Consider the following 22,898-nt stretch of genomic DNA (forward strand, 5'->3'; position numbering starts at 1 on the left):
GCCATATAGTCGCCCAATGAGACGCCCCAAGAGGGAAATAATATTATGAAACACCTTCAGGCTTTTGAAGACGCGCTGAATTCCATCCGCGACGAAGGGCGTTATCGCGTATTTGTCGACCTCCATCGTCATCGCGGTGCTTTCCCGAAAGCGACGGCGCGATTCGAAGATGGTGAACGCGATATCACTGTATGGTGTTCGAATGACTATCTCGGCATGGGGCAGGACGATGACGTTCTCCAGGCCATGCATGATGCCATCGACAATTTTGGTGCCGGGTCGGGTGGTACGCGCAACATTTCAGGCACGACACGTTATCACGTTGATCTAGAGCGAGAGCTCGCCGATCTGCACGGCAAGACCGGCGCACTGCTGTTCACCTCGGGCTATGTGGCAAACGACGCGACGCTCTCGACGCTCGGCAAGATCCTTCCAGGGCTGATTATCTATTCCGATGCACTGAACCACGCTTCGATGATCGAAGGTATTCGTCGGGCTGGAGTAGATCGGCGCATTTTCCGTCACAACGACATTGGTCATCTTCGCGCGTTGCTCGAGAATGACGACCCTGAGCGCCCGAAGCTGATCGCGTTCGAAAGCGTTTACTCCATGGACGGCGACATCGGCCCCATCAAAGAGATTTGCGACTTGGCCGATGAGTTCAACGCACTGACCTATCTGGACGAAGTGCATGCTGTCGGCATGTATGGCGCTGAAGGCGCAGGCGTGGCTCAGCGTGAAGGCCTGATGGACCGCGTCGACATCATCGAAGGTACGCTTGGCAAGGCGTATGGCGTGATGGGTGGTTACATCGCCGCTCATGAGACGATCATCGATGCGATCCGCTCAATGGCCTCCGGATTTATCTTCACGACGTCGACCTGTCCGGTGATGGCTGCTGGCGCGCTTCGAAGCGTGAGCAAATTGCGGTCTGACGACGGCGTTCAGCTGCGCGAGAAACATCAAGCCAGCGCGCAGCTGCTCAAGGATAAGTTCCGCGATGCAGGTCTGCCTGTTATGGATAGCGTCACCCACATTGTTCCATTGCTGGTCGGTGACCCCGAGAAGTGCAAGGCACTCTCTGATACGCTGCTTTTCGATTTCGGAATTTACGTTCAGCCGATCAACTATCCAACGGTGCCTCGCGGTACTGAGAGACTTCGTTTTACGCCGGGACCGGTGCATGACGAAGCCATGATGGACGAACTGGTCGCCGCGATTCTCGCTGTATGGAAGCAGCTTGGTCTCGAACAGGCCGCTTAAGCGATACTTACATCGAGACAGACATTCCCTGTCTTGCTGACCGCGGCGATGAGGCTTAAACGAAAGCCAATTCAGCCATAGGAGTCAGCCGATGCCCGATTCAGCCCCATCGACCAATTTCGATGCGTCACGTTTTTTCACGGCCGGCGTGGAAGACACCGACCCGGCGCTGGCAGAAGCGATCGCTAAAGAACAGCATCGTCAGCAACATGAAATCGAGCTCATCGCATCGGAAAACATCGTTTCCAAAGCAGTGCTTGAAGCGCAGGGCTCAGTTCTGACGAACAAGTATGCTGAAGGATATCCGGGCAAGCGCTATTATGGCGGCTGCCAGTATGTCGACATCGCCGAAAACCTTGCGATGGACCGCGCCAAGCAACTGTTTGACTGCGATTTTGCCAATGTGCAGCCGAACTCGGGCAGTCAGGCCAACCAGGCCGTGTTCCAGGCGCTGATCAAGCCCGGTGATACAATACTGGGGATGAGCCTCGATGCAGGCGGTCACCTGACACACGGTGCGAAGCCGAACCAGTCGGGTAAATGGTTCAACGCCATCCAATACGGTGTCCGCGAAGATGATCACCTCATTGATTTCGATCAGGTTCGTGATCTCGCCAGAGAGCATCAGCCAAAACTGATTATCGCAGGTGGCTCCGCTTATCCCCGCCAGATTGATTTCGCCACATTCCGGAGCATTGCGGATGAAGTCGGCGCTTACTTCGTGGTGGATATGGCGCACTTTGCGGGCCTCGTAGCCGGCGACGCGCATCCAAACCCTCTGGATTATTGCGACGTTGCGACCACGACCACCCACAAGACGCTGCGCGGGCCTCGTGGCGGCATGGTGCTCACAAATGATGAGGCCATCGCCAAGAAAGTGAACTCCGCAGTCTTCCCAGGCATTCAAGGCGGACCGCTCATGCACGTCATTGCTGCCAAGGCCGTCGCGTTCGGGGAAGCGTTGACCCCATCTTTCAAGCAATACGCGAACGACGTTGTGGCGAATGCGCGTGCCATGGCTGATGCTGCCAAGGAATCGGGGCTCGACCTCGTCTCTCATGGTACAGATACGCATGTGGCCCTTGTTGATCTTCGTCCGAAGAACGTGACGGGACGCGACGCAGAACAGGCGCTCGGCCGCGCCTTCATCACCTGCAACAAGAACGGCGTTCCATTCGATCCGCAAAAGCCAATGATTACGAGCGGCATCCGTGTTGGATCACCGGCTGGGACGACGCGCGGATTTGGCGAAGCGGAGTTCCGCCAGATCGGCGAGTGGATTGGGCAAGTTGTCGATGCTGTCGCTCAGGGACAGTCTGAAGGCGTTGAAACCCGTGTTCGCGAGGAGGTTGAGGCCATGACGGCGCGCTTCCCGATCTACAACGGGCTGGGGGCGTAATTTGAAGTGCCCATTCTGCACAGCTGAGAACACGGCGGTAAAGGATTCCCGGCCTGCCGAGGACAATACTGCGGTTCGTCGCCGTCGCGCCTGTGAGGTGTGCGGAGGCCGCTTTACGACGTTCGAGCGCGTGCAGCTCCGCGACATTGTTGTCGTCAAGCGCGACGGAAAGCGTGCGATCTTTGATCGGGAGAAGGTGGCGAAGTCAGTCACCATCGCCTTGCGGAAGCGGGCGGTCGGTGACGAGAGTGTCGAACAACTTGTTTCAGGCATTGTCAGAAAGCTGGAAAGCAGCGGCGAAACCGAAGTCAGTTCGGAGGACGTCGGGCAATTGGTAATGGACGCGCTCAAGACGGTCGATCCCGTCGGCTATGTGAGGTACGCAAGCGTCTACAAAGACTTCAAGGATCCGAGCGATTTTGCCCGTTTCATTGAAACGTCTGCTCTGGAAGATGGCAGCGACGACTCGTGAGCGCGCGCGCATCCGTTACCTTAAAAATTGCGACCTCGATGGATGGCCGAATCGCGCTGGCGAACGGTACCAGCCAGTGGATCACGAATAGTCAGTCACGCGCTCGCTCTCATCAGATGCGCGCTGAACATGATGCGGTACTCGTAGGCATCGGAACTGTTTTGGCTGACGACCCACTGCTGACGGCGCGTATTGTCCCTTTGCCTGAGCGACAGCCAGTGCGCATCGTTGCCGACAGTCGTCTCCGAACGCCCGTGACGTCTCGCCTGGTTCAGTCAGCCTCTGCTGGCCGGGTCGTGCTGGCGCATGCGGCGAGCAACACTTCAAGCGCATCGGTCTTGCGGGACGTGGACCACTGGGCGGTTGGCGATGGGAACGGACGCGTGGCCCCAGCGGAACTGGTCCGGCGCGCGCGTGCGGAAGGCATCGACAGCATATTCCTTGAGGGCGGCGGGACATTGGCTGCGTCATTCCTGCGAGAAGGCCTTGTGGACCGCATTTGCTGGTTTCGTGCACCGATCATTATTGGCGGCGACGGAATTGCGGCGATTGGACCACTCGCGCTTGAGACGATGGCGAATACATCGCGATGGACGCTCGCCGAACGGGAGCTTATTTCGGGCGACAGCCTTGAAATCTGGGAGCCTTTAAAGGATTGACCTGACGTGAGTGATTGGCCTGAGCATCATCGCTCCATATATGAGCGGCGAGGAGGCTTATCATGTTTACGGGACTGGTGACGGACACGGGCACGATTGCGCGGGTTGAAGACCGCAACGGGCTTCGCCGCTTTCGAATTGAAGCCACATATCCGGTCGACAACATCAGCATGGGCGCGTCTATCATGCACTCAGGCGTTTGCCTGACGGTTGTGGACTTTGGCGCGCGTGGTTCCGGCAGCTGGTTTGATGTCGAGGCCGTCCCCGAAACTCTTTCCAGGACCACTTTGGGGCAACGCCAGTCTGGTGAACGGCTCAATCTCGAACTCTCCCTAAAGCTCGGCGACGAACTTGGAGGCCATTTTGTATTTGGTCATGTCGACGGCGTTGGTGAGATCGTAGCGATTGAACCGGAAGGTCAGAGCCATCGCGTGACCGTGAAGCCGCCCAAGGATATTGAGCGCTACTTCGCCACAAAGGGCTCTGCTGCAATCGATGGCGTATCCCTGACGGTCGCCAAAGCCAATGGCGATGGCAGCTTTGAAGTGGCCATCATTCCCCACACGTGGCAGGTGACGACGCTTGGTGATTTACAGGTTGGCGACAAAGTGAATCTTGAGATCGACATGCTGGCGCGGTACGTCGCGCGAATGATTGGGGCTGACGCTCCAGAAAACGGGTAGACTATGAGCGACGATTTTCACGCAGCCATCTCTTCAATCGATGAGATAATCGAGGACGCCCGCAATGGACGTATGTTCATTCTGGTCGATGCCGAAGATCGCGAAAATGAGGGCGATCTCGTTATCCCCGCAAGCTATGCGACGCCAGAAGCGGTCAACTTCATGGCACGCTTCGGTCGCGGCCTGATCTGTCTGTCAATGACGTTGGAGCGTGCAAAAACGCTCAATCTTGACATGATGGCGCGAGATAATCGCGAAAGCATGCAGACGGCATTCACGGTATCAATTGAAGCCAAAGATGGCGTGACGACTGGCATATCCGCCGCCGACAGGTCTCGAACGATTGCTGTCGCCATCGACCCGACAAAGGATCACCACGACATTGTGTCTCCGGGGCATGTCTTTCCATTAATCGCGCGCGAAGGCGGAACGCTGGTCAGGGCGGGGCACACAGAAGCGGCTGTTGATATATCGCGGATGGCCGGCCTCTACCCGGCCGGTGTCATTTGCGAAATCATGAATGACGATGGCACCATGGCGCGTCTGCCCGAACTCGTTGCCTTCGCCCAGTTGCACGGACTGAAGATTGGTACGATCGCGGATCTCATTGCTTGGCGTCGCAAGAATGACCGCTATCTGGAGCGCCGCGTCGAGGCGCCGCTGCAAAGCGAATACGGAGAGGGCTTCAAGACCGTTGTTTTCCGCAACACGATCGACAGTGTCGAGCACATCGCCGTGGTCCATGGTGACATCAATGCTGAAGAAGAAGTGCTCGTGCGTGTTCACAGGACGGATGTGCTTGCCGATATTCTGGGCCAAAAAGGCCCGCGATCCAATCTGGTTGAGCGCGCGATGAAACTGATTGCCCGGTCTGATAAGGCGGGGGTCGTCGTCTTTGTGAATACGATGCGGCCAAATTCGCTGGCAACGCGGCTTGGCCTCAAAACGAGCGACAGTGATGATAAGACTATGCCCCTGCGCGAATATGGTGTTGGTGCACAAATTCTTCGCGAGCTCGGCATCCGGAAGATGGTTTTTCTGTCTGACACAAAGCCCACCCGCGTCGCTGGACTGGAAGGCTACGGTCTGAGCATTGAGGGATGGCAGACCCTGAACGATAACGAGGATTGATATGGCTCATCGCATTCTGATCGCCACGTCGCGCTACTATGATCACATCACGCGCGAACTCGAAGCCGGCGTTGCTGAAACGCTTGAAGGCGAAGATGTGACCGCCGAAACGATTGAAGTCCCGGGCGCTTTTGAGGTGCCAGGCATCATTGCGATGGCTGCCGATAGTGGGCGCTATGATGGGTATATTGCGCTCGGCTGCGTTATTCGCGGCGAAACGAGCCACTATGATTATGTTTGTGGAGAAAGCGCGCGCGGTCTGATGGACCTCGCTGTAGAGCGCCGTCTGGCGATTGGGTACGGCATCCTGACCGTTGAAAACGAACAACAAGCAATCGTTCGGGCTGATCGGAAACAGAAGAATAAGGGCCGGGATGCGGCTGTCGCCTGTCTAGAGATGATCAAACTCAGAAAGAAATTCGTCGGATGATGACTACGCAGAAAGTTCCTTTTGAGATCATTCGTGCGCGCCGCGCTGGCGCACGCCTTGCCGCAGTCCAGGCGCTCTATCAGATGGAGCAGACGAACGAGGGTTCACAAGCCGTCATTCGCGAATTTATGGAAGATCGTCTGGGCTTTGGTCCGGATGAGGAGCCAGTCGAAGAGGCCGATCCCGACCTGTTCAAGTCGATCGTCACTGGGGTGATCGAACAGCAGGACAAGGTGGATCCTGCCATCCTGAAACGCCTCAACAAAGGCTGGAAACTTTCGCGTCTCGACTCGACAACGCGTGCGATCCTGAGAGCGGCGACTTCAGAACTCTTGAAGCATCAGGAGCTGTCTAAAGCGGTTATTCTGGACGAGTATGTTTCGCTTGCGCATGACTTCTTTGACAAGACAGAAGCTAATTTTGTGAATGCGGTTCTGGACAATATTTCCCGGGATTTGCGGCCCGAGGAATAGCGGGCGCGGCAGGTATGGATGAGTTCAACTGGATCCATCGTTATCTGAAGCCCATTGCGACCTCTACGGATGCAATGTCGCTTTCGAATGATGTTGGACGTCTGGCTCAGGCCGCCGACACGGTGAAGATCGCCACACTGGACACGCTCGCCGAGGGCACACACTTTCTGGCCTCTGACCCTCTGGACTCGGTAGGCTGCAAGTTGGTTCGAGCCAATGTCTCTGACATCCTTTGCAAAGGCGGAACGCCTGCCGAGGCGATGCTATCAGTTACAATGCCTCCGGACTTTTCAGAGAGCCAGTTCCAGGCGCTTTGCAACGGTATCGGTGCCGAACTTGAGCGGTGGAGTATTTCGCTGATTGGGGGAGACACTGTGCGATCCGGCGGTTTATTAACGCTAAGTCTGATGTTGACCGGAACTTGCGGCACCAATGGCCCGGTGACGAGAAGCGGCGCGGCGTCAGGCGATGTTATCGTTCTCTCGGGTCGAATAGGCGCATCATATCTGGGACTGCAGGAGGCGTTGGCAGGCACACAAGGCGCGTTTCTGGACCAGTACCGGCGTCCACAGCTGCCAGGTGCTGCATGGGCGCCACTAATTGCCGAGTTTGCGTCGGCTTCGATCGATATCTCTGATGGATTGATCGCTGATGCCGAACATCTGGCTCATGAGAGCGGTCTGGCGATAACAATTGACCTGGACGCTGTGGCCTGGGCCGGGGCGCCTGAAAGCACAAAAGATATCCTGGCGCTCGCGACGGGCGGTGATGACTATCAGGCATTGGTCGCAATCCCTAACGCCAACATGCATGCCTTTGCGCAACGCGCCGGCGACGCGGGCTTGCCGTTCTGGCCAATTGGCGAGGCAAAAGACAGCGACGGCCTTTCTCTACACCGCTCCAGTCAGCCCGTGCCTTTACCAACTGTAAAAGGTTACACGCACTAGCTCACTCCCAGTGAAATCACCGTTTGCGCGAAGATGCTTGCTTAAACGCACGCTCTTTGGCAGTGACGACACACTAATGAAAAAGCCAAAAGGTCGCAGTTTAATGCTCGATCAAAGGCGAAATAGGGAGGAAGGGCTAATATGACCCTGTGGATTTACGTTGCACTCGCAGCTGGACTGGCTGCTGTGCTTTACGGCTGGTTGCAGTCGAGATCGATCATGGCGGCAGATGCCGGCACGGATCGGATGAAAGAGATCGCTGCCGCGATTCAGGAAGGCGCTAATGCGTACCTGAAGCGGCAATACACGACCATCGCAATGGTTGGCGTCGGTGTTGTGGTTCTGCTGGTAATATTTTTCCGCAACTGGGAAGTGCCGCTAGGTTTCGTCATCGGTGCGGTCTTGTCGGGTGCGGCTGGTTTCATCGGCATGAAAGTGTCTGTGCAGGCCAACGTTCGCACGACTCAGGCGGCGAGCAAGAGCCTCGCAGGCGGCCTCAACATGGCGTTCAAGTCGGGCGCCGTAACCGGCCTTCTTGTCGTTGGCCTCGCGCTGCTTGGCGTTGTTGGCTATTACGGCCTGCTGACAGGTGTTGTCGGCTATGACGCGGACAACCGGTCGGTCGTTGACGGTCTGGTCACCCTAGGCTTCGGTGCCTCGCTCATCTCAATCTTCGCCCGTCTCGGTGGTGGTATTTTCACCAAGGGTGCGGATGTGGGCGGCGACATGGTCGGCAAGGTCGAAGCTGGCATTCCGGAAGACGATCCACGCAACGCAGCGACTATTGCAGACAATGTGGGCGACAATGTCGGTGACTGTGCGGGCATGGCCGCTGACCTGTTCGAAACTTATGCTGTGACCATCGTCGCGACCATGGTTCTTGGTGCGATATACTTTAGTGGCCTTGGCTATCTCGGATCGATCATGCTTCTGCCGCTCGCAATCTGCGCCGTGTGTATCCTGGCATCAATCGCCGGCACCTGGTTCGTGAAACTGGGCAAAGGCTCAACGAACATCATGGGCGCGCTCTACAAGGGGCTCATCGCTACAGGCGTCTTCTCACTGATTGGGCTCGCCGTTGCGATCAATTGGGGCCTTCCAAACGGCTTCGGTGTTCTGGAGGGGGCTGGCGCAGCGCTCGGCCTGACTTCGACCGTCACTGGCATGGATCTGTTCTTCTGCGGTGTGGCCGGTCTGGTTGTCACCGCCCTGATCGTGGTCATCACCGAATACTATACCGGCACGGCATACCGCCCGGTGCGTTCGGTCGCCAAATCATCTGAGTCGGGCCATGGCACGAACGTGATCCAGGGGCTTGCTGTCTCGCTTGAATCGACAGCGCTTCCGGCGATCACGATCATGGCCGGCATCATTCTGACCTTCAATCTTGCCGGTCTCTACGGGATTGCGATTGCGACAACCACAATGCTTGCACTCGCAGGCATGATTGTCGCGCTCGACGCTTTCGGGCCCGTGACCGACAATGCTGGCGGTATCGCAGAGATGTCGGACCTTCCGGCTTCGGTGCGTGAGACCACAGACGCTCTGGACGCAGTCGGCAACACAACCAAGGCTGTCACCAAGGGCTACGCCATTGGCTCGGCAGGATTGGGCGCGCTGGTGCTGTTTGCGGCCTATTCGGAGGATTTGAAATACTTTGCCATCAATGCCGCAGAGGGCAGTGTCCTTCGCGGTGTGACGGTCAACTTCTCCATCGCCAACCCCTACGTGGTTGTCGGCCTGCTGTTCGGCGGCCTGCTTCCATTCCTCTTCGGCGGCATGTCCATGATGGCCGTTGGTCGGGCAGCCCAGTCGGTTGTGGAAGAAGTCCGCAGGCAGTTCCGCGAAATGCCTGGAATCATGAAGGGCGAAGTGAAGCCGGATTATAGCCGTGCGGTCGACATCCTTACCAAGGCTGCGATCAAGGAAATGATTGTTCCATCCATGCTTCCAGTGCTGTCGCCGATCGTCCTGCTGCTGGTCATTTGGCCAATCGCTGGTGTTGCTTCAGCGCTAGCCGCTGTCGGCGCCATGCTTCTGGGTGTCATTGTGACCGGCCTCTTCGTGGCCATTTCGATGACGTCTGGTGGCGGCGCCTGGGACAATGCCAAGAAGTACATCGAAGACGGCAATCATGGCGGCAAGGGCTCTGAAGCTCATAAAGCGGCTGTGACGGGCGACACCGTTGGTGACCCTTACAAGGACACTGCGGGCCCTGCGGTAAACCCGATGATCAAGATCACGAACATCGTGGCACTCTTGATGCTGGCTGTGCTCGCGCACTAGTCGCCGGCTCTACACTCAAACAAAAGCCCCGGTCCGAAGAACCGGGGCTTTTTTATGCGTTCAGAAGCGGCAAAAGCTTTAAAGTTATCGGCGGCGGCCGGTCGGATTGCCTGGTGTGGCTTCATTGGTCGCAGGAAGAACTGCGCGGCCGACATTGCCAAAGATCTGCTCCCACAAGCCGAGTTCGCGACCGAGTGTAGGCGTTTCGCGTGAGGCGTAATTGAGAACGCGGCCGTCCTCCTGATCATATTCCAGAACTTCTTCGACGATATCGTCCTCGCTGAAGCGAATCGCCGTCACGCTACGAGTCGAAATTTGTGCGCGATAAAACGCGAAACGTTCCTGCACGGTCGAAATATAGACCCATGTGTTGTCGTCGAAGATACTCTCAGTCGATGGCGAGCCAAGCTGCGCCAGGACTGTTGAGCGTGTGTCCACACCTGGCGTAATGGCATTCGGAGCAACTTCGTCCGGAGCATAGCCGTGATAGGCCTTTACCGGCGAGATACAACCGGTCGCGAGGCAAGCGACAGCCAGGCTGGCAATGAATGAACGTTTGACCATTCCGGTTTCCTTCTACTTCCTTCCCGATTACAGGGCGGGACAGGCCATTGGCAAGTTACGGAGTACACAATTGCGCTGGTTGGTAAGCAGTTTAGTCCCAAATCGCTCAGGCATCACCAAAGCTTCAGCGAGACTTTACGGTGACCTCGTCGCTGCGAGTCGTGCTCGCTGGTTGTTCACTGACGGAGGCTTGAGTGACACGCTCGATGACAGGTTCATCGCCATCGCCTTGCATGCGTCTGTTTTGCTTCCTGAGCTTGAGGCCCGCGGAAAACGTGGAAAGGCTCTTTCCAAAGCCGTTTACCGCCGCGTCTTCGACGGGTTGGACGCTGGCTTGAGAGAGACCGGCGTAGGCGACGCTTCAATCGCCCGGAAGGTGAGGAAATTTGGCGAGAGGTTCTTCGGTTTAGGGCGCGCCATACAGGAGGCTATCGGCATGGACGATCCTGAAACGGCTGTCGAAAGCGTGCTCATCCGCAATCAGATAGGGACAGAGGCATCCAGGCGGACTCTGGCGCGCTACATCATAGCGGTCGCTCAAGACCTTTCCGCACGGTCGCATGACGAATTGCTTAGCGGCCATTCCGGTCTTGCCGACGCTGGAAAAAGGACAGACTGAGCGGTTTCTGCAGCTTGCTTAGGAAAGGCAGGGTGCTAGTGTCCGCGCGAGTCACTGGCCCATCAGACATTATGAAACCCATTACACTCTCTGTTGATGCCATGGGCGGCGACGCCGCGCCTGATGTGGTTATCGAAGGTCTGGACCTGTTTTTCAGCAAGCGGTCCGACGCACACATCATTCTGCATGGTCAGACCTCAAAGCTGAAACCGGCTTTGACGGCAAAGAGCTGGGCAGACGCCTGTACGCTTATTGATCATGCGGACGTTGTCGCCATGGACGCCAAGCCGTCCTCTGCCTTACGTCGCTCGAAAGGCACGAGCATGTGGGGAATGATCGAGTCGGTAAAGACCGGCGAGGCCCACGCTGGCGTATCCGCAGGCAATACTGGCGCGCTCATGGCAATGTCCATGATGTCATTGCGAAAAATGCCCGGTGTCCATCGCCCCGGCATGACAGCGGTCTGGCCGACACTGAAAGGTCGCTCGGTCGTTCTGGACGTTGGGGCCAACCTGGACGCGGATGCTGAGCAGCTGGTCGAGTTTGCGGTAATGGGCGAGTCGTATGCGCGCGCCGTATTCGGCAAGGAGAAGCCTACCGTCGGCTTGCTGAATATCGGCTCCGAAGAGGAGAAAGGCCGCGACGCCATTAAGTTGGCCGCAGAATTGTTGCGGACGCGCGATCTGGGAATCGATTTTAAAGGGTTCGTCGAAGGAAATGACATCTCCAGCGGTGTCGTTGATGTCGTCGTGACGGATGGTTTTACCGGCAATGTCGCGTTGAAGACAGCTGAAGGCACGGCGCGACTGGTCTCTACTTATATTCGTTCAGCTCTGTCCTCGAGCTTGCTGTCCAAGGCAGGCGCCGCCCTGGCGGCATCGGGGCTACGTAAGCTCAAGGCGAAGCTCAACCCGTCGAGCGTGAATGGTGGTGTATTGCTCGGTTTGAACGGGGTCATCGTGAAAAGCCACGGTGGCACGGATGCTGAAGGGTTTGCGACGGCTGTAAATCTTGCGGCAGACCTCGCGCAAAGCAGCTATATGGAAGAAGTGGCGGCGGGTCTGAACCGTGTCGCGAAACTCGGAATATCTCCGGAAAACGTTTAATAATGACTCAAAAAACAAGCTTTATCAGAGGCTCCGGTGCCTATCTCCCCACCCGCATTTTGACGAATGAAGACCTCTCGAAAATGGTCGACACATCGGATGAATGGATACGAGAGCGTACCGGAATTCAGCAGCGGCATATCGCGGCGGACGATGAAGTGACGTCTGACCTGGCTGCAGCCGCTGCCCGCGACGCTCTAAAAAATGCGGGAATTTCTGCAGAGCAAGTTGACCTTATTGTTGTTGCGACGACGACGCCCGACCAGACCTTTCCCGCAACTGCGACAGCAGTTCAGGCCAAGCTGGGCATTCAAGGCGGCGCAGCCTTTGACGTCCAGGCGGTCTGCTCGGGCTTTCTGTTCGCGCTTGCCACCGCAGATTCGATGCTAAAGCAAGGTCTGTTCAAGACCGCGCTGGTGATCGGCGCTGAGACGTTCACGCGTATCCTGGACTGGTCCGATCGCGGCACTTGCGTTCTCTTTGGTGATGGAAGCGGCGCGGTCGTGCTGCAGGCCGACAATGGGACGAAAGGTGAGGGCGTTATAGCGCACCATATTCGTACCGACGGGACCAAAAACGACCTGCTGTATGTAGACGGTGGTGTCTCGTCGACGGGGACGATTGGCAAGGTCCGGATGCAGGGCAACCAAGTATTCAAACATGCCGTCACAAACATCTCGAGCGCCATTCAGCACGTGCTCAATGATACCGGGCACACCGTTGAAGACATCGACTGGTTCGTGCCTCATCAGGCCAATCAGCGCATTTTGAACGGCGTGGCCCGAAAGATGGGATTGGACGAATCCAAAGTCGTCTCGACAGTCGCGCTGCACGGCAATACGTCGGCAGCGTCGATTCCATTAGCCTTGCATACTGCGGTTAGCGACGGCAGGATCAAATCTGGCGACCTTGTGCTAAGTGAAGCCATGGGTGGCGGCTTCTCATGGGGCGCCTCTCTCTTCAGGCTGTAATTCTTTCATTAAGAAATCAGCCTTATCTGTTAACCAGAGGAGCTGATCAGTGACTAATAAAACCGTTACAAGAGTAGAACTGGCCGATGCGATTGTTCGCGAAGTTGGCCTTACGCGTCAGGAGTCAGGTGACTTGCTGGACCGTATGCTCGAAATGATCGGCAAAAGCCTCGAGCATGAAAATGAAGTGAAGCTCTCGCGGTTCGGGAACTTCGTTGTGCGTAAGAAGGCCGCCCGTTCGGGACGAAACCCAAAAACTGGTGTTGAAGCCAAGATTTCGGCGCGACGCGTCGTGACGTTCAAACCTTCTCCCATGCTCAAGTCCAAGGTTGAAGAGACAAGCTAGAGAGAGAATTCACATGACTGCAGCTGCAAAACGCATCGAAAAATCAGCCGACGCCTATCGCTCCATTGGCGAGGCGGCTGACGAACTTGGTTTGCAGACACATGTGCTTCGTTACTGGGAGGGCAAATTCACCCGCCACCTCAAGCCTTTGAAAAGGCCTGATGGACGTCGGATGTTTCGGCCCGAAGACATGACGGCGCTAAAAGCAATTCAGCTGCTGGTTCATGAGCGTGGCCTTACGCTAAAGGGCGCTGAGCAATTGTTGAACGAACAGGGCGTGGAAAAAGTGCTGGCTGGTCAGGCCATCCTTACTCTTGCGGGCGACGCTGTGCCAAGCGAAAGCCCTGCCCGAAAACTGCAAGAAACCGTGCAAGCTGCTTTCGAAGTACCGGCTGCGGAACAGTCTAATCGTATCGTTATCCCAACAGGGGCCTCTCGAGATCGGCTTGAAGCCATGCTGTCGGACCTTGAGGATATCAAGCAACGACTGGATTCAGTCAGACACGCGCGAGCTGCGTGACGCAGCTTCAGCGATTGCAATCCAAAATAAGCACGATTAAGCAAGCGCTAGTCGGAGCGTAGCGCAGCCCGGTAGCGCACTTGTCTGGGGGACAAGGGGTCGTGGGTTCGAATCCCGCCGCTCCGACCATTTCAGTTATTCGTGACGATCGAGGCTGGCTCTGAAGAGGGTGGTTTTAACGGCTTTGTTCCAGCCAGATACGTAAATCTCCCGGCTTGAGTCTTTTATGTCTGGAGTAAAGCTTCGCTCGGCGCTCCACAGCTCTTCGAGCCGATCTGTATTTTCGAATATACCGGCATTCAGGCCAGCAAGAAACGCAACCCCTCGAGCCGTGCTCTCGATGATCTCCGGCCGATCCACTGGTACGTTCAGAATGTCTGACAAGAACTGGACGAACCAGTTATTGCCAACCATCCCGCCGTCGACCCTTAATCGGTTCAGCTGTACACCATCAGCCTTCAGCGCATCGCTTAGATCGAGGGTTTGATAGGCGACCGATTCCAGTGCTGCGCGCACAAGTTCGGCGCGGCTGGTCGAACGGGTAAGGCCATAGATTGCGCCGCGCGCTTCAGCATCCCAATGGGGCGCACCGAGGCCTGTAAAGGCCGGCACCATGTAGATGCCGTGATTAGAGTCGAGCCCCTCCGCAAAGGCTTCGGTTTCTGATGCAGATTCGATGATCTGTAGTTCATCACGCAGCCACTGGCTGACGGCTCCGGCAATGAAGATCGATCCCTCGATTGCATATTGCGCATCGGAGCCGGTTCTGCATGCCAGCGTCGACAGTAGACGGTTATTCGACCGAACGAGCTCTGCGCCTGTATTGGCCAGAAGAAAGCAACCGGTTCCGTAGGTGCTCTTCACCATTCCCGGGTGCCAGCAGGCTTGCCCGAATGCCGCGGCCTGCTGGTCGCCGGCGACACCCATGATCGGGATTGATCGGCCGAAAATTTCGGCACTTGTATCGCCAAAACGGGCTGAGCTGGGTTTGACGTCGGGCAGTTTAACACTGGATATTTCGAGCCACTCTGGAATGTCAGCGTCCCAACAACAATCTTGAATGTTGTAGAGCAGGGTACGGCTGGCATTTGTCTCGTCCGTGACGTGTTGTTCGCCGCCGGTGAGTCGGCTTATGAGAAAGCTGTCTACGGTACCAAATGCCAATCGTCCTTCGCTTGCCAGACGTTGCGCCTGCTCAGAATTACGTAAGATCCAGGCGATTTTTGTGCCGGAGAAATATGGGTCAATTGTGAGTCCGGTGCGCCGGCTGATCTCAGTCTCCAGGCCTTTCGCTTTGAGCTGATTGCAGAGGTCAGCCGTTCGTCGGTCCTGCCATACGATGGCACGGTCCACGACATTGCCGGTTTCAATATCCCAGAGCAGCGTTGTTTCCCGCTGATTGGTGATGCCGATGCACGCAATCTCGGCTTTACCGTTGTTCTCGGCTTGCCGCATCGCTTCCCTGGCTGTCCGCACAGTGGTGTCCCAGATATCTTCAGCGTCGTGTTCTACCCAGCCTGATTTCGGAAAGTGCTGGGTAAACTCTTCCTGGGCGAGCGAGACGATCTGACCGGTCTGGTCAAAGACCAGTGCGCGGCTCGATGTGGTGCCTTGATCCAGGCAAAGAATGAGGGGTGTTTTCGTCATGTTGCTGATCGTAGTCGCTCGTTTCCAAATCGGCCAGATAGATCAAATTTAATCGATTAACCTACGCCGATATTCACGCTTCTTTTCTAGATTCGGGCATTCCGATGACCATCGAGCAGGAGTAGGGGATGAAGGAGCGGCAGCCGATTGCGGACGCTGAGAAGGGATCGCTTGCGACCCTCATAACACCTGTCGAAATCCCCGAGGAACAGCAGCCAGTCATTCGGGCCAAGCAGCTCGAAACGGTCGGTCGTCTAACGCCAACAATTGCCCTCGCAAACCTCGTCAATGCTTCGGTCGTTGTGGCGTCATTCTGGAACACGCCGGGTAATCGCCTGATTGGGCTTTGGTGTTCGACCTTCGTTATCGCTACGGCCATCATGGTCATCAGTCACATTGCGGCCAAGACTCGCCGTCGAAAGAACACTGAACATCGTTATTCGGCTGAAGGCACGCAGGAGAGCATAGACCGGTACGCAAGGTTTGCATCTTTCCTCGGACTGCTCTGGGGCATCTTACCGCTTCTGATCATGCCTTTTACAGATCCGACCAGTCAGCTGGCCGTGAGTGTTATCATTGCGGGTGTCATGTTCGGTGGGGTGCTGCTTGTCGGGCGCATCCCCGAGGCCGCCGTATCATTTCTCGTGCCGACGACCATCGGTTACATTGTCGGTCTGCAACTGGGGCAGGACCCCAGGAACGGATTTCTCTCCGTGCTGGCAGTTGTCTACGCAGTTGTTCTTTGGACATCGACGCGCTGGTCTTATCGCCAATTCGTTGAGCAGCACTTGAGCGGCGTGGCGGTAGAAGAGCAAGCTCAACTGATTGGTCTGCTGCTCCGTGATTTTGAAGAGAGCACGTCAGACTGGCTGTGGCAAACCAATGAAATTGGCGAATTGGTCAAAATCCCCATACCGACTTTGGGAGACTCCACGAACTTCGATGTGATGGCGCCAGGTTTCACCCTTAGTGAGCTGTTCGAGGCGTCTGAAGAGCGACGGATACTGCAGCGGTCGCTGAACGGAAAGCAGGGGTTTCGCGATTTGGCGCTGGAAGTCTCTGGTCAGGATGGAACCTGGTGGCAGCTAACCGGCAAGCCCATATTCGACGACAATGGCAAGTTCATGGGATTCCGGGGCGTCGCCAGCGATATTACCCAATCAAAGGCGATCGAAGATCGTATCGCCTATATGGCGCACTTTGATCCACTAACCGGGTTGCCGAACCGAGCTTGTCTGCACGAACACCTTGAAAAAGCAGCACTTCGTCCAATTGAGGACGGCCGCACGCGCGCTCTGTTGTGGTTGGACCTGGATAATTTTAAATGGGTGAACGATACGATGGGGCACCCGGCCGGCGACGAGCTTTTGTGCCAGGTCGCAACACGTCTCAATGAAACAACTACGGGCGCTGATGTTGTAGCAAGGCTCGGGGGAGATGAATTCGCGGTCCTCATTGAAGTCGCAGAGCAAGATGATCTGATCAATCTGGTGCGGACCATGAGCGAAGTCCTGAATAGCCCTTATGATATCTGGGGTTCGATCGTTCATTGTGGCGCAAGTATCGGGGTACGCCCGATTGATCAGCACAACATGGATATCCAAACGCTTCTGAAACATGCGGATTTGGCGCTGTATCAGGCGAAGGAGTCTGGAAAGCGTACCTGGTGCGTATTTTCACCTGAACTTGCTGAGCGGGCTCAGGCGCGACGGGCCGTGGAACTTGACTTGCATCGCGCCGTAGAGAACTCGGAATTGCAGCTATTCTTCCAGCCACAAGTATCCACAACGACAGGCAATATCGTCGGCTGTGAAACACTCATCCGGTGGAATCATCCAGCACGCGGATTAATTGGACCGGACAACTTTATTCAGCATGCTGAAGATAGTGGGTTCATAACCCGCTTGGGCGACTGGGCTTTGCGGGAAGCTCTGTCGCAAGCGCGTCGCCTACCGAAGGACATGCATATCGCGGTCAACATTTCGCCGCTCCAGATACACAGTGCGAGCTTGGTGACGACCATCATTAATGCTCTTGCTGCGAATGAAATAGACCCGTCTCGCCTCGAGCTGGAGATCACCGAATCCGTACTTATGACGGATACGGAGTTTACGCTAGATCGTCTGAACCAGCTCAAGCAGATTGGTCTCAAGATATCGCTCGACGACTTTGGGACAGGGTTTTCTTCGCTTAGCTATTTGCGTCGGTTCCCGTTTGACAAGATCAAGATCGATAAGAGCTTCGTTGAGGACATCGATCATGATGAGGACAGCCGCGAGATCGCGAAGGCGACGCTGAACCTAGCCAAAGCGCTGAACATGAAATGCACGGCGGAAGGTGTCGAAACCGAATGCCAAAAGCATTTCCTGATCGAGATTGGTTGCGATGAGTTGCAGGGCTACCTGATCAGCAGGCCTCAGCCGCTTGAAAAGCTGGCGCATTTGATAGACATTGGTCCTGATCGCGCTCAGCCCAATATCATAGACGCTTCACCCTTGGTGGATCGGGCTCACATAACAAAAGGCGACGATAATGGTGTCGTCGACCTGATGTCCAAGAAGGCGGCTGGCTGATCAATTAGGACCGAAAATCGATCCTAGAGCATTCTCAATGAGTTGCTCACGAGACTCGACGTCGGTTCCTTCTTCGGCCTCTTCGGCAGTCTCGAGCGGTTCGCTATTTTCGGCTTCGCCAGACTTGTTGGATGATTGGTCGCCGCCAAGAGCACCGGCTATGATACTTCCGATATCTCCATCGATTTGACCGGCAATTGCGTCAGTCGCTCGATCGCGCACCTTTTGCTGTAGCGCTGCTCTGACTCCTGAAAAATCTGGAGAAAACTGCGGTGTCAGCCAGTTGCCCGATACGCGAAGAGGAACTGGAATACCGTTCAGCTGCACGGTCGAAGCTTCGCCTTGAGCGGTACGGTCTATAGCTGGGGTCAGTTTAATGTCGAGGGAGCGACCTCCCAAGTTTATTTGCCCTGCGCCTGAAACGTTTAGAACATTGTTGGCAAGAACGAGCTTCTGAATTGAAGCCACGCCACCGGAGATGGCGAGTTCGCTTTCAAAGTCTGTAAAATCAGTAGCGGCCTGCGGCGAGACGACTTGTCCCAGGTTGGCAAGCGTAAGGTTGCCGGATGCAAGTTGCTCCGTCAGTGAACTTGCGCTTCGCACCAGTTGGCCAAGATTAATGCCCTTCAGCGCGCCGTCTGCCACATCAAGTGATGCTGCGCCCCTCAACTGATTTACGATCTGGTTTATAGTCGTCCCGTTTGAGGTGACGTTGACCGAGAAGGCGCCGTTACCGCTCATACCATCAAACCCAGCCAGTGTTCCGAGCAGGGATTGCGCCGACACGCCTTTGGAATCGAGATTGAAACCGAACTGAGGCAACGACCTTGATGCGTCGACATTTATCAGTCCGGACCAGTCGCCACCGAAAGCGTTAAACCGTTCGAAATCAGACTTGAGAACTCCATCGCTAAGCGTCGCGCTTAGAAGGCTGTCTGAGATCGTAATCCCGCCAAACTTGATGCTTTCAGCCTCAAGGTCGATCTCTGCATTGATGAGTTTCAGGCCTTGCAAGTCTAGCGGCTCATCGCTCCAGCCAGCGGGGGTCTCTTCGGGGGAAGACGTACCGCTGCCAAGAAATGGACTGAGGTCAATATCGTCGGTGGATAGGTCCACTTTGATGGTTGGAACGCTCCGGCTGAGATCGGCGCCGACACTTCCCGATGCCCGGACATCATCGAGTTGAAAACTTCCGTCTGAAATTGCGAGATCTGCAAAGGTTCCCTTCGCGCGGCCGTCTACCCTGAGCACTTTAAGCTGGTCGCCTTCTGGAAGAGACGCGCCAATTTGGCTCATCAGGGTTCTCAGTTGATTGGACTCGAGTTTGAAATCGCCGTCGACGTTTCCCATCCCTGCCAGCGACATATCACCAGCAAACGAGGCCTGGAGTGTCGGGCTGTTCGTCCGAATTTCCGCTCCGGTCAGAGCAGGGGACATCAGGGCGCCCGTCAATTCAGAGGAAAAGTTCAGCTGATGAAGCGGTTCCAGTTGTGGGAGATTGAGTCCAAGATTTTTAACTAGGTTGGAAACATTACGAACTGTGATTGTGGACCGTCCATCAAGCAATGGGTCGGCCCCCAATATCATGCCACCAGAGTAAGATGCATTGAGGCCGTCTCCGATGAGGGCGAGCTTTTCAAATTCAAATGACAACGCAGTGAGGGGTCCGGAAACGTTGCCGTCAACTTCAAGCGCCCCGAGAGGCTGCATGTTGATCGGTAAATCCAAACCGAAAAAGTCCGATATAGCGCTCAATTGAGGAAGAGATGCAGAAAACGCCCCGGACACAGACATTGCGTCTCCAGTCACCACGTCGCCGGAGTAACTGACAAAGCCGAAATCTGAATTGAGATCGAATTTGATATTCGCCTGTTCGGTGGCCTGGAGTGATTTCGGAGTTGTCAGGATCAGATCAGTTGAGAAGGACTGTTGCTGGAATTTACCGCTCGCTTTGACGACCAGCGGTGCTTCCAGCGACCTGAGCGCTGTTTCTGCATCAAGCTCAGTCAATTCGTAGCGAGAGCCTTGTGATAGATCTTCATAGACAATTGATGCGTTCTGAAGACTGATCTTGGCGATGCTTGGAGATGAGCCGCCGGCGCTATCCTTATCCGGTCGCGGGGCGTCGCCTTCATCATCGGGCCCCAACATCCAGTTGACGCGCCCATCCTCCAACTTTGTCAGAGTGACGTCAGCATCGACAAACTCGATCTTGTTGATTTCCACGCGGCGCGACAAAAGCGGTAGGAGGCGTACGGAGCCTCGCAATGCCCCCGCAGTGATCATGTTCGGTTCGGCAAAGCCATCCGGATTGGCGACTTCTACGTCTTCCACAGAGGCCGATATTCCTGGAAATACCGAGATTGAGACGTCCCCGAGAACCTGAACGTCACGCCCCAAAGCCGATGCTGCTGACTTTTCGATCTGCGCTTTGTAGACGGAGTCCGGCACGAGAAAGGGGATGACGAGCAGCGCGACGATGAGGAGACTAATGACTGCGCCGCCAATGATGAATAACCGCTTCATATGCTCCGACCATTGCTTGGAAGACTGATTAGGCCACGCTAGCTGCAACTCGTGGCAAACTCATGGCAGTTGGTGCTTGACCGAGGCAACTGGCTTGTCTAATCAGGCGCCTCACCGCCAAGTGTGGTGACCGATCTGTGCGGGTGTAGCTCAGTTGGTTAGAGTGCCGGCCTGTCACGCCGGAGGTCGCGGGTTCGAGCCCCGTCACTCGCGCCAGATCGTATCTTCCTTCCCAAAATTTCGCTTATTGCTTTGGCGCTGCGCAGATCAGCGTCCATCCGTGAACTGGGGTTTACGTTTGCCAAGCTCAGCCTGCACGGCCTCAATCTGATTTGGCGACGCGATGATCTTGTCCTGCAGCACTGACTCCAGCAGAAGGGCCTCGGCGTCTGTCATGTCCTGCAATTGATTGAATATCTGCTTGTCGCCTCGAATGGCATCAGGGTTCTTGTCCGCAATAACCTTAGCCAGCTTCATGGCATCTGTGTGAGGATCATCTGATAGCTCCGTTACGAAGCCGTATTCGGCAGCCTGCGTGGCGGTAAAGATGCGGCCGGTATAGGTCAACTCGCGCAATCGATCGTCTCGGCAGAGCGACCTCATGACAGGTGTACCGGCCATATCTGGGACAAGCCCCCATTTGATCTCCATAATTGATAGCTTGGTGTCGGGGTGGGCGATGCGGATGTCTGACCCCAGCATCAGTTGAAAACCACCACCGAGCGCAACACCGTGAACGGCCGCGATCACGGGAACGGGCAGGGTGCGCCAGCCCCATACGGCCTGCTGTGCGCGATTCGCTATGCCATGGGTCCGGTCCACGAGCGGCTGTCGACCGGTCGTGCTCGACCCGCGTCGCCCTTGCGCCATTTCGCCGAAATTGCCCATGTCGAGCCCGGCGCAGAAGGCTCGTCCATCACCCGATAAAACCACGCAACGAACGCTCTCATCTTTAGCGAGCGCTTCTGTTGTTTCGATGAGTGCAGTGAACATCGCATCATCCAGCGCATTCATTTTGTCTGATCGGGCCAGCTTTACATCGGCAATGCCTTCGGACTTTGTAATTGAGATACGATCGGACATGCCCATTCCCTCCGGGGTTTGCTTTCGCGGATTTTGGGCAAACAAAAACGCCGGGACAATCCCTGTCCCGGCGTCATAGTTTCGATAGTCCTGGAACTAGAGGAAAAGCTTCGCAAATTCCCTTGGCTTGCGATTTTTCCACTTGCCTTCATGCCAAGAGGCGGATGCGAGCAGTGGAATGACGGAACTGGCTTCGGCGAATACCATCTGTTCGTAGACGGTTTGCACCTTGCCCCAGCTTGCTGCTTCCTTGAGCGTAGACGACGAGCACGCCCCGTCACGCGTATCGGCGACCGTGATTTGTATGGCGTATTTGTGCATCTCGCACTCCTTGCCCAGGATCTCGGCACAAACCACCGTATCCTGCACGAAGTTCTTTGGGACGCCGCCGCCAACCATCAAAAGACCCGTGCTGCCAGCAGCAATCTTTACATCGGTCAGTTCCCGGAAGTCCGCGACGCTGTCGATTGAAAGATAGTTTCCAGGGTTTTCGACCTGATGCTTCACGAGACCGAAGCCGGCTGAACAGTCAGAGAAGGCCGGCACGAAGATCGGGACATTATGATCGTAGCATGTCTCGATCAGTGAACCCTTCTTCTTCGAATTCTCCTTCAGCCATTTGCCCATTTCCCAGATAAATTCGCGCGATGAATAAGGCCGACGCTCGAGGCCGTCTGCGATGTCCTTGATGATGTGATCACAGGATTGCAGCTCCTCTTCATCAATAAACGTATCGTAGATGCGGTCGATGTAGAGGTCGCGGAGGATGTTGTCGTCTACCGACTCCGGTGCCTGATAGTGCTTGTATCCAAGCGCTTCAAAGAAATCCATGTCGACGATAGATGCGCCGGTGGCAACAATGGCATCGACCAAGCCGTATTTGACCAGATCACGATAGACATGCATGCAACCGCCCGCGGAGGTCGAGCCAGCGAGTGTCAGAATGATCGAGCAATCTTCATCCGCCAGCGCCATGTTGAAGATCTCTGTCGCCCTGGCGAGATCTCGGGACGAAAACGACATCTTGCCCATTGCGTCGATGATTGGACGCGCGTCGAACGACGTCATGTCGATGTGCTCGACGACTTTGCTCAGCAATTCTGCTTTGCGGTTTGATTGATCAGCCATAGGGGACTCCATTTGCCTGGAGGCGTTGTAACGAGGGGTTAATAGGGGGTCCAGACGCGAAGAATGCCCGAT

21 protein-coding genes and 2 tRNA genes are annotated in these 22,898 nt (G+C 55.8%); 18 read left to right on the plus strand and 5 right to left on the minus strand.

Going from position 1 to position 22,898, the window contains the following annotated elements; translation table 11 throughout:
- Positions 1-45: 45 nt before the first annotated feature.
- From hemA to WNY37_RS11370, 10 genes are all read left to right on the plus strand, one after another.
- Positions 46-1,263: a 5-aminolevulinate synthase gene (gene hemA / locus WNY37_RS11325; protein ID WP_342973499.1), complete on the plus strand. Its 1,218-nt coding sequence runs from the start codon at positions 46-48 to the stop codon at positions 1,261-1,263.
- Positions 1,264-1,354: 91 nt separating this feature from the next.
- Complete coding sequence (gene glyA / locus WNY37_RS11330) at positions 1,355-2,662, plus strand: serine hydroxymethyltransferase (protein WP_342973500.1); 1,308 nt, start codon at positions 1,355-1,357, stop codon at positions 2,660-2,662.
- Between the two features lies 1 nt (position 2,663).
- Positions 2,664-3,134, plus strand: coding sequence for a transcriptional regulator NrdR (gene nrdR, locus WNY37_RS11335; RefSeq protein ID WP_342973501.1), 471 nt, complete (start codon positions 2,664-2,666; stop codon positions 3,132-3,134).
- Entirely contained in the window at positions 3,131-3,793 is a 663-nt protein-coding gene (locus WNY37_RS11340; protein ID WP_342973502.1) for a RibD family protein, read from the plus strand. Before nrdR ends, WNY37_RS11340 begins: the two co-directional genes overlap by 4 nt.
- Positions 3,794-3,855: 62 nt before the next feature.
- Entirely contained in the window at positions 3,856-4,476 is a 621-nt protein-coding gene (locus tag WNY37_RS11345; protein ID WP_342973503.1) for a riboflavin synthase, read from the plus strand.
- A gap of 3 nt (positions 4,477-4,479) precedes the next feature.
- Positions 4,480-5,607, plus strand: a complete 1,128-nt coding sequence (gene ribB, locus WNY37_RS11350; protein WP_342973504.1) for a 3,4-dihydroxy-2-butanone-4-phosphate synthase — start codon at positions 4,480-4,482, stop codon at positions 5,605-5,607.
- A 1-nt stretch (position 5,608) separates the two neighbouring features.
- Complete coding sequence (ribH, locus tag WNY37_RS11355; protein ID WP_342973505.1) at positions 5,609-6,037, plus strand: 6,7-dimethyl-8-ribityllumazine synthase; 429 nt, start codon at positions 5,609-5,611, stop codon at positions 6,035-6,037.
- Positions 6,034-6,510, plus strand: a complete 477-nt coding sequence (nusB, locus tag WNY37_RS11360) for a transcription antitermination factor NusB (RefSeq protein WP_342973506.1) — start codon at positions 6,034-6,036, stop codon at positions 6,508-6,510. The genes ribH and nusB overlap by 4 nt, the downstream gene beginning before the upstream one ends.
- A 14-nt stretch (positions 6,511-6,524) precedes the next feature.
- Positions 6,525-7,457 (plus strand): thiamine-phosphate kinase, encoded by a 933-nt coding sequence (gene thiL / locus WNY37_RS11365; protein ID WP_342973507.1) that lies wholly within the window; start codon positions 6,525-6,527, stop codon positions 7,455-7,457.
- A gap of 141 nt (positions 7,458-7,598) precedes the next feature.
- Positions 7,599-9,743 (plus strand): sodium-translocating pyrophosphatase, encoded by a 2,145-nt coding sequence (locus tag WNY37_RS11370; protein WP_342973508.1) that lies wholly within the window; start codon positions 7,599-7,601, stop codon positions 9,741-9,743.
- Positions 9,744-9,827: 84 nt separating this feature from the next.
- Here WNY37_RS11370 and bamE read toward each other — a convergent pair whose 3' ends face one another.
- Positions 9,828-10,307: an outer membrane protein assembly factor BamE gene (bamE, locus tag WNY37_RS11375; RefSeq protein ID WP_342973509.1), complete on the minus strand. Its 480-nt coding sequence runs from the start codon at positions 10,305-10,307 to the stop codon at positions 9,828-9,830.
- A gap of 190 nt (positions 10,308-10,497) precedes the next feature.
- Here bamE and WNY37_RS11380 point away from each other — a divergent pair, with 190 nt between their 5' ends.
- From WNY37_RS11380 to WNY37_RS11405, 6 genes are all read left to right on the plus strand, one after another.
- Positions 10,498-10,926: a ubiquinol-cytochrome C chaperone family protein gene (locus WNY37_RS11380; RefSeq protein ID WP_342973510.1), complete on the plus strand. Its 429-nt coding sequence runs from the start codon at positions 10,498-10,500 to the stop codon at positions 10,924-10,926.
- Between the two features lie 71 nt (positions 10,927-10,997).
- Complete coding sequence (gene plsX, locus WNY37_RS11385) at positions 10,998-12,032, plus strand: phosphate acyltransferase PlsX (protein WP_342973511.1); 1,035 nt, start codon at positions 10,998-11,000, stop codon at positions 12,030-12,032.
- A gap of 2 nt (positions 12,033-12,034) precedes the next feature.
- On the plus strand, positions 12,035-13,003 hold the full coding sequence (locus WNY37_RS11390; protein WP_342973512.1) for a beta-ketoacyl-ACP synthase III: 969 nt from the start codon (positions 12,035-12,037) through the stop codon (positions 13,001-13,003).
- Positions 13,004-13,052: 49 nt separating this feature from the next.
- Complete coding sequence (locus tag WNY37_RS11395) at positions 13,053-13,349, plus strand: integration host factor subunit alpha (protein ID WP_342973513.1); 297 nt, start codon at positions 13,053-13,055, stop codon at positions 13,347-13,349.
- Positions 13,350-13,362: 13 nt separating this feature from the next.
- Complete coding sequence (locus WNY37_RS11400) at positions 13,363-13,869, plus strand: MerR family transcriptional regulator (protein ID WP_342973514.1); 507 nt, start codon at positions 13,363-13,365, stop codon at positions 13,867-13,869.
- Between the two features lie 52 nt (positions 13,870-13,921).
- Positions 13,922-13,998, plus strand: a tRNA-Pro gene (locus WNY37_RS11405).
- Positions 13,999-14,004: 6 nt separating this feature from the next.
- Here the strand turns inward: WNY37_RS11405 and glpK are convergent.
- Positions 14,005-15,516: a glycerol kinase GlpK gene (gene glpK / locus WNY37_RS11410; protein WP_342973515.1), complete on the minus strand. Its 1,512-nt coding sequence runs from the start codon at positions 15,514-15,516 to the stop codon at positions 14,005-14,007.
- 128 nt (positions 15,517-15,644) lie between these two features.
- On the opposite strand from glpK, the gene WNY37_RS11415 reads away from it, so the two are divergent.
- On the plus strand, positions 15,645-18,089 hold the full coding sequence (locus WNY37_RS11415) for an EAL domain-containing protein (RefSeq protein WP_342973516.1): 2,445 nt from the start codon (positions 15,645-15,647) through the stop codon (positions 18,087-18,089).
- Here WNY37_RS11415 and WNY37_RS11420 read toward each other — a convergent pair whose 3' ends face one another.
- A complete protein-coding gene (locus WNY37_RS11420; RefSeq protein WP_342973517.1) occupies positions 18,090-20,615 on the minus strand; it encodes an AsmA family protein in 2,526 nt (841 codons plus the stop codon).
- A gap of 139 nt (positions 20,616-20,754) precedes the next feature.
- Between WNY37_RS11420 and WNY37_RS11425 the strand changes: the two genes are divergently transcribed.
- Positions 20,755-20,831: transfer RNA gene (locus WNY37_RS11425), tRNA-Asp, on the plus strand.
- Between the two features lie 51 nt (positions 20,832-20,882).
- Here WNY37_RS11425 and WNY37_RS11430 read toward each other — a convergent pair.
- Together WNY37_RS11430 and WNY37_RS11435 are read right to left on the minus strand one after the other, a co-directional pair.
- On the minus strand, positions 20,883-21,698 hold the full coding sequence (locus WNY37_RS11430; protein ID WP_342973518.1) for a crotonase/enoyl-CoA hydratase family protein: 816 nt from the start codon (positions 21,696-21,698) through the stop codon (positions 20,883-20,885).
- Positions 21,699-21,794: 96 nt separating this feature from the next.
- Complete coding sequence (locus tag WNY37_RS11435; RefSeq protein WP_342973519.1) at positions 21,795-22,838, minus strand: deoxyhypusine synthase; 1,044 nt, start codon at positions 22,836-22,838, stop codon at positions 21,795-21,797.
- Positions 22,839-22,898: the final 60 nt, after the last annotated feature.

The sequence above is a fragment of the Henriciella sp. AS95 genome, from assembly GCF_038900055.1.
Taxonomy (GTDB): domain Bacteria; phylum Pseudomonadota; class Alphaproteobacteria; order Caulobacterales; family Hyphomonadaceae; genus Henriciella.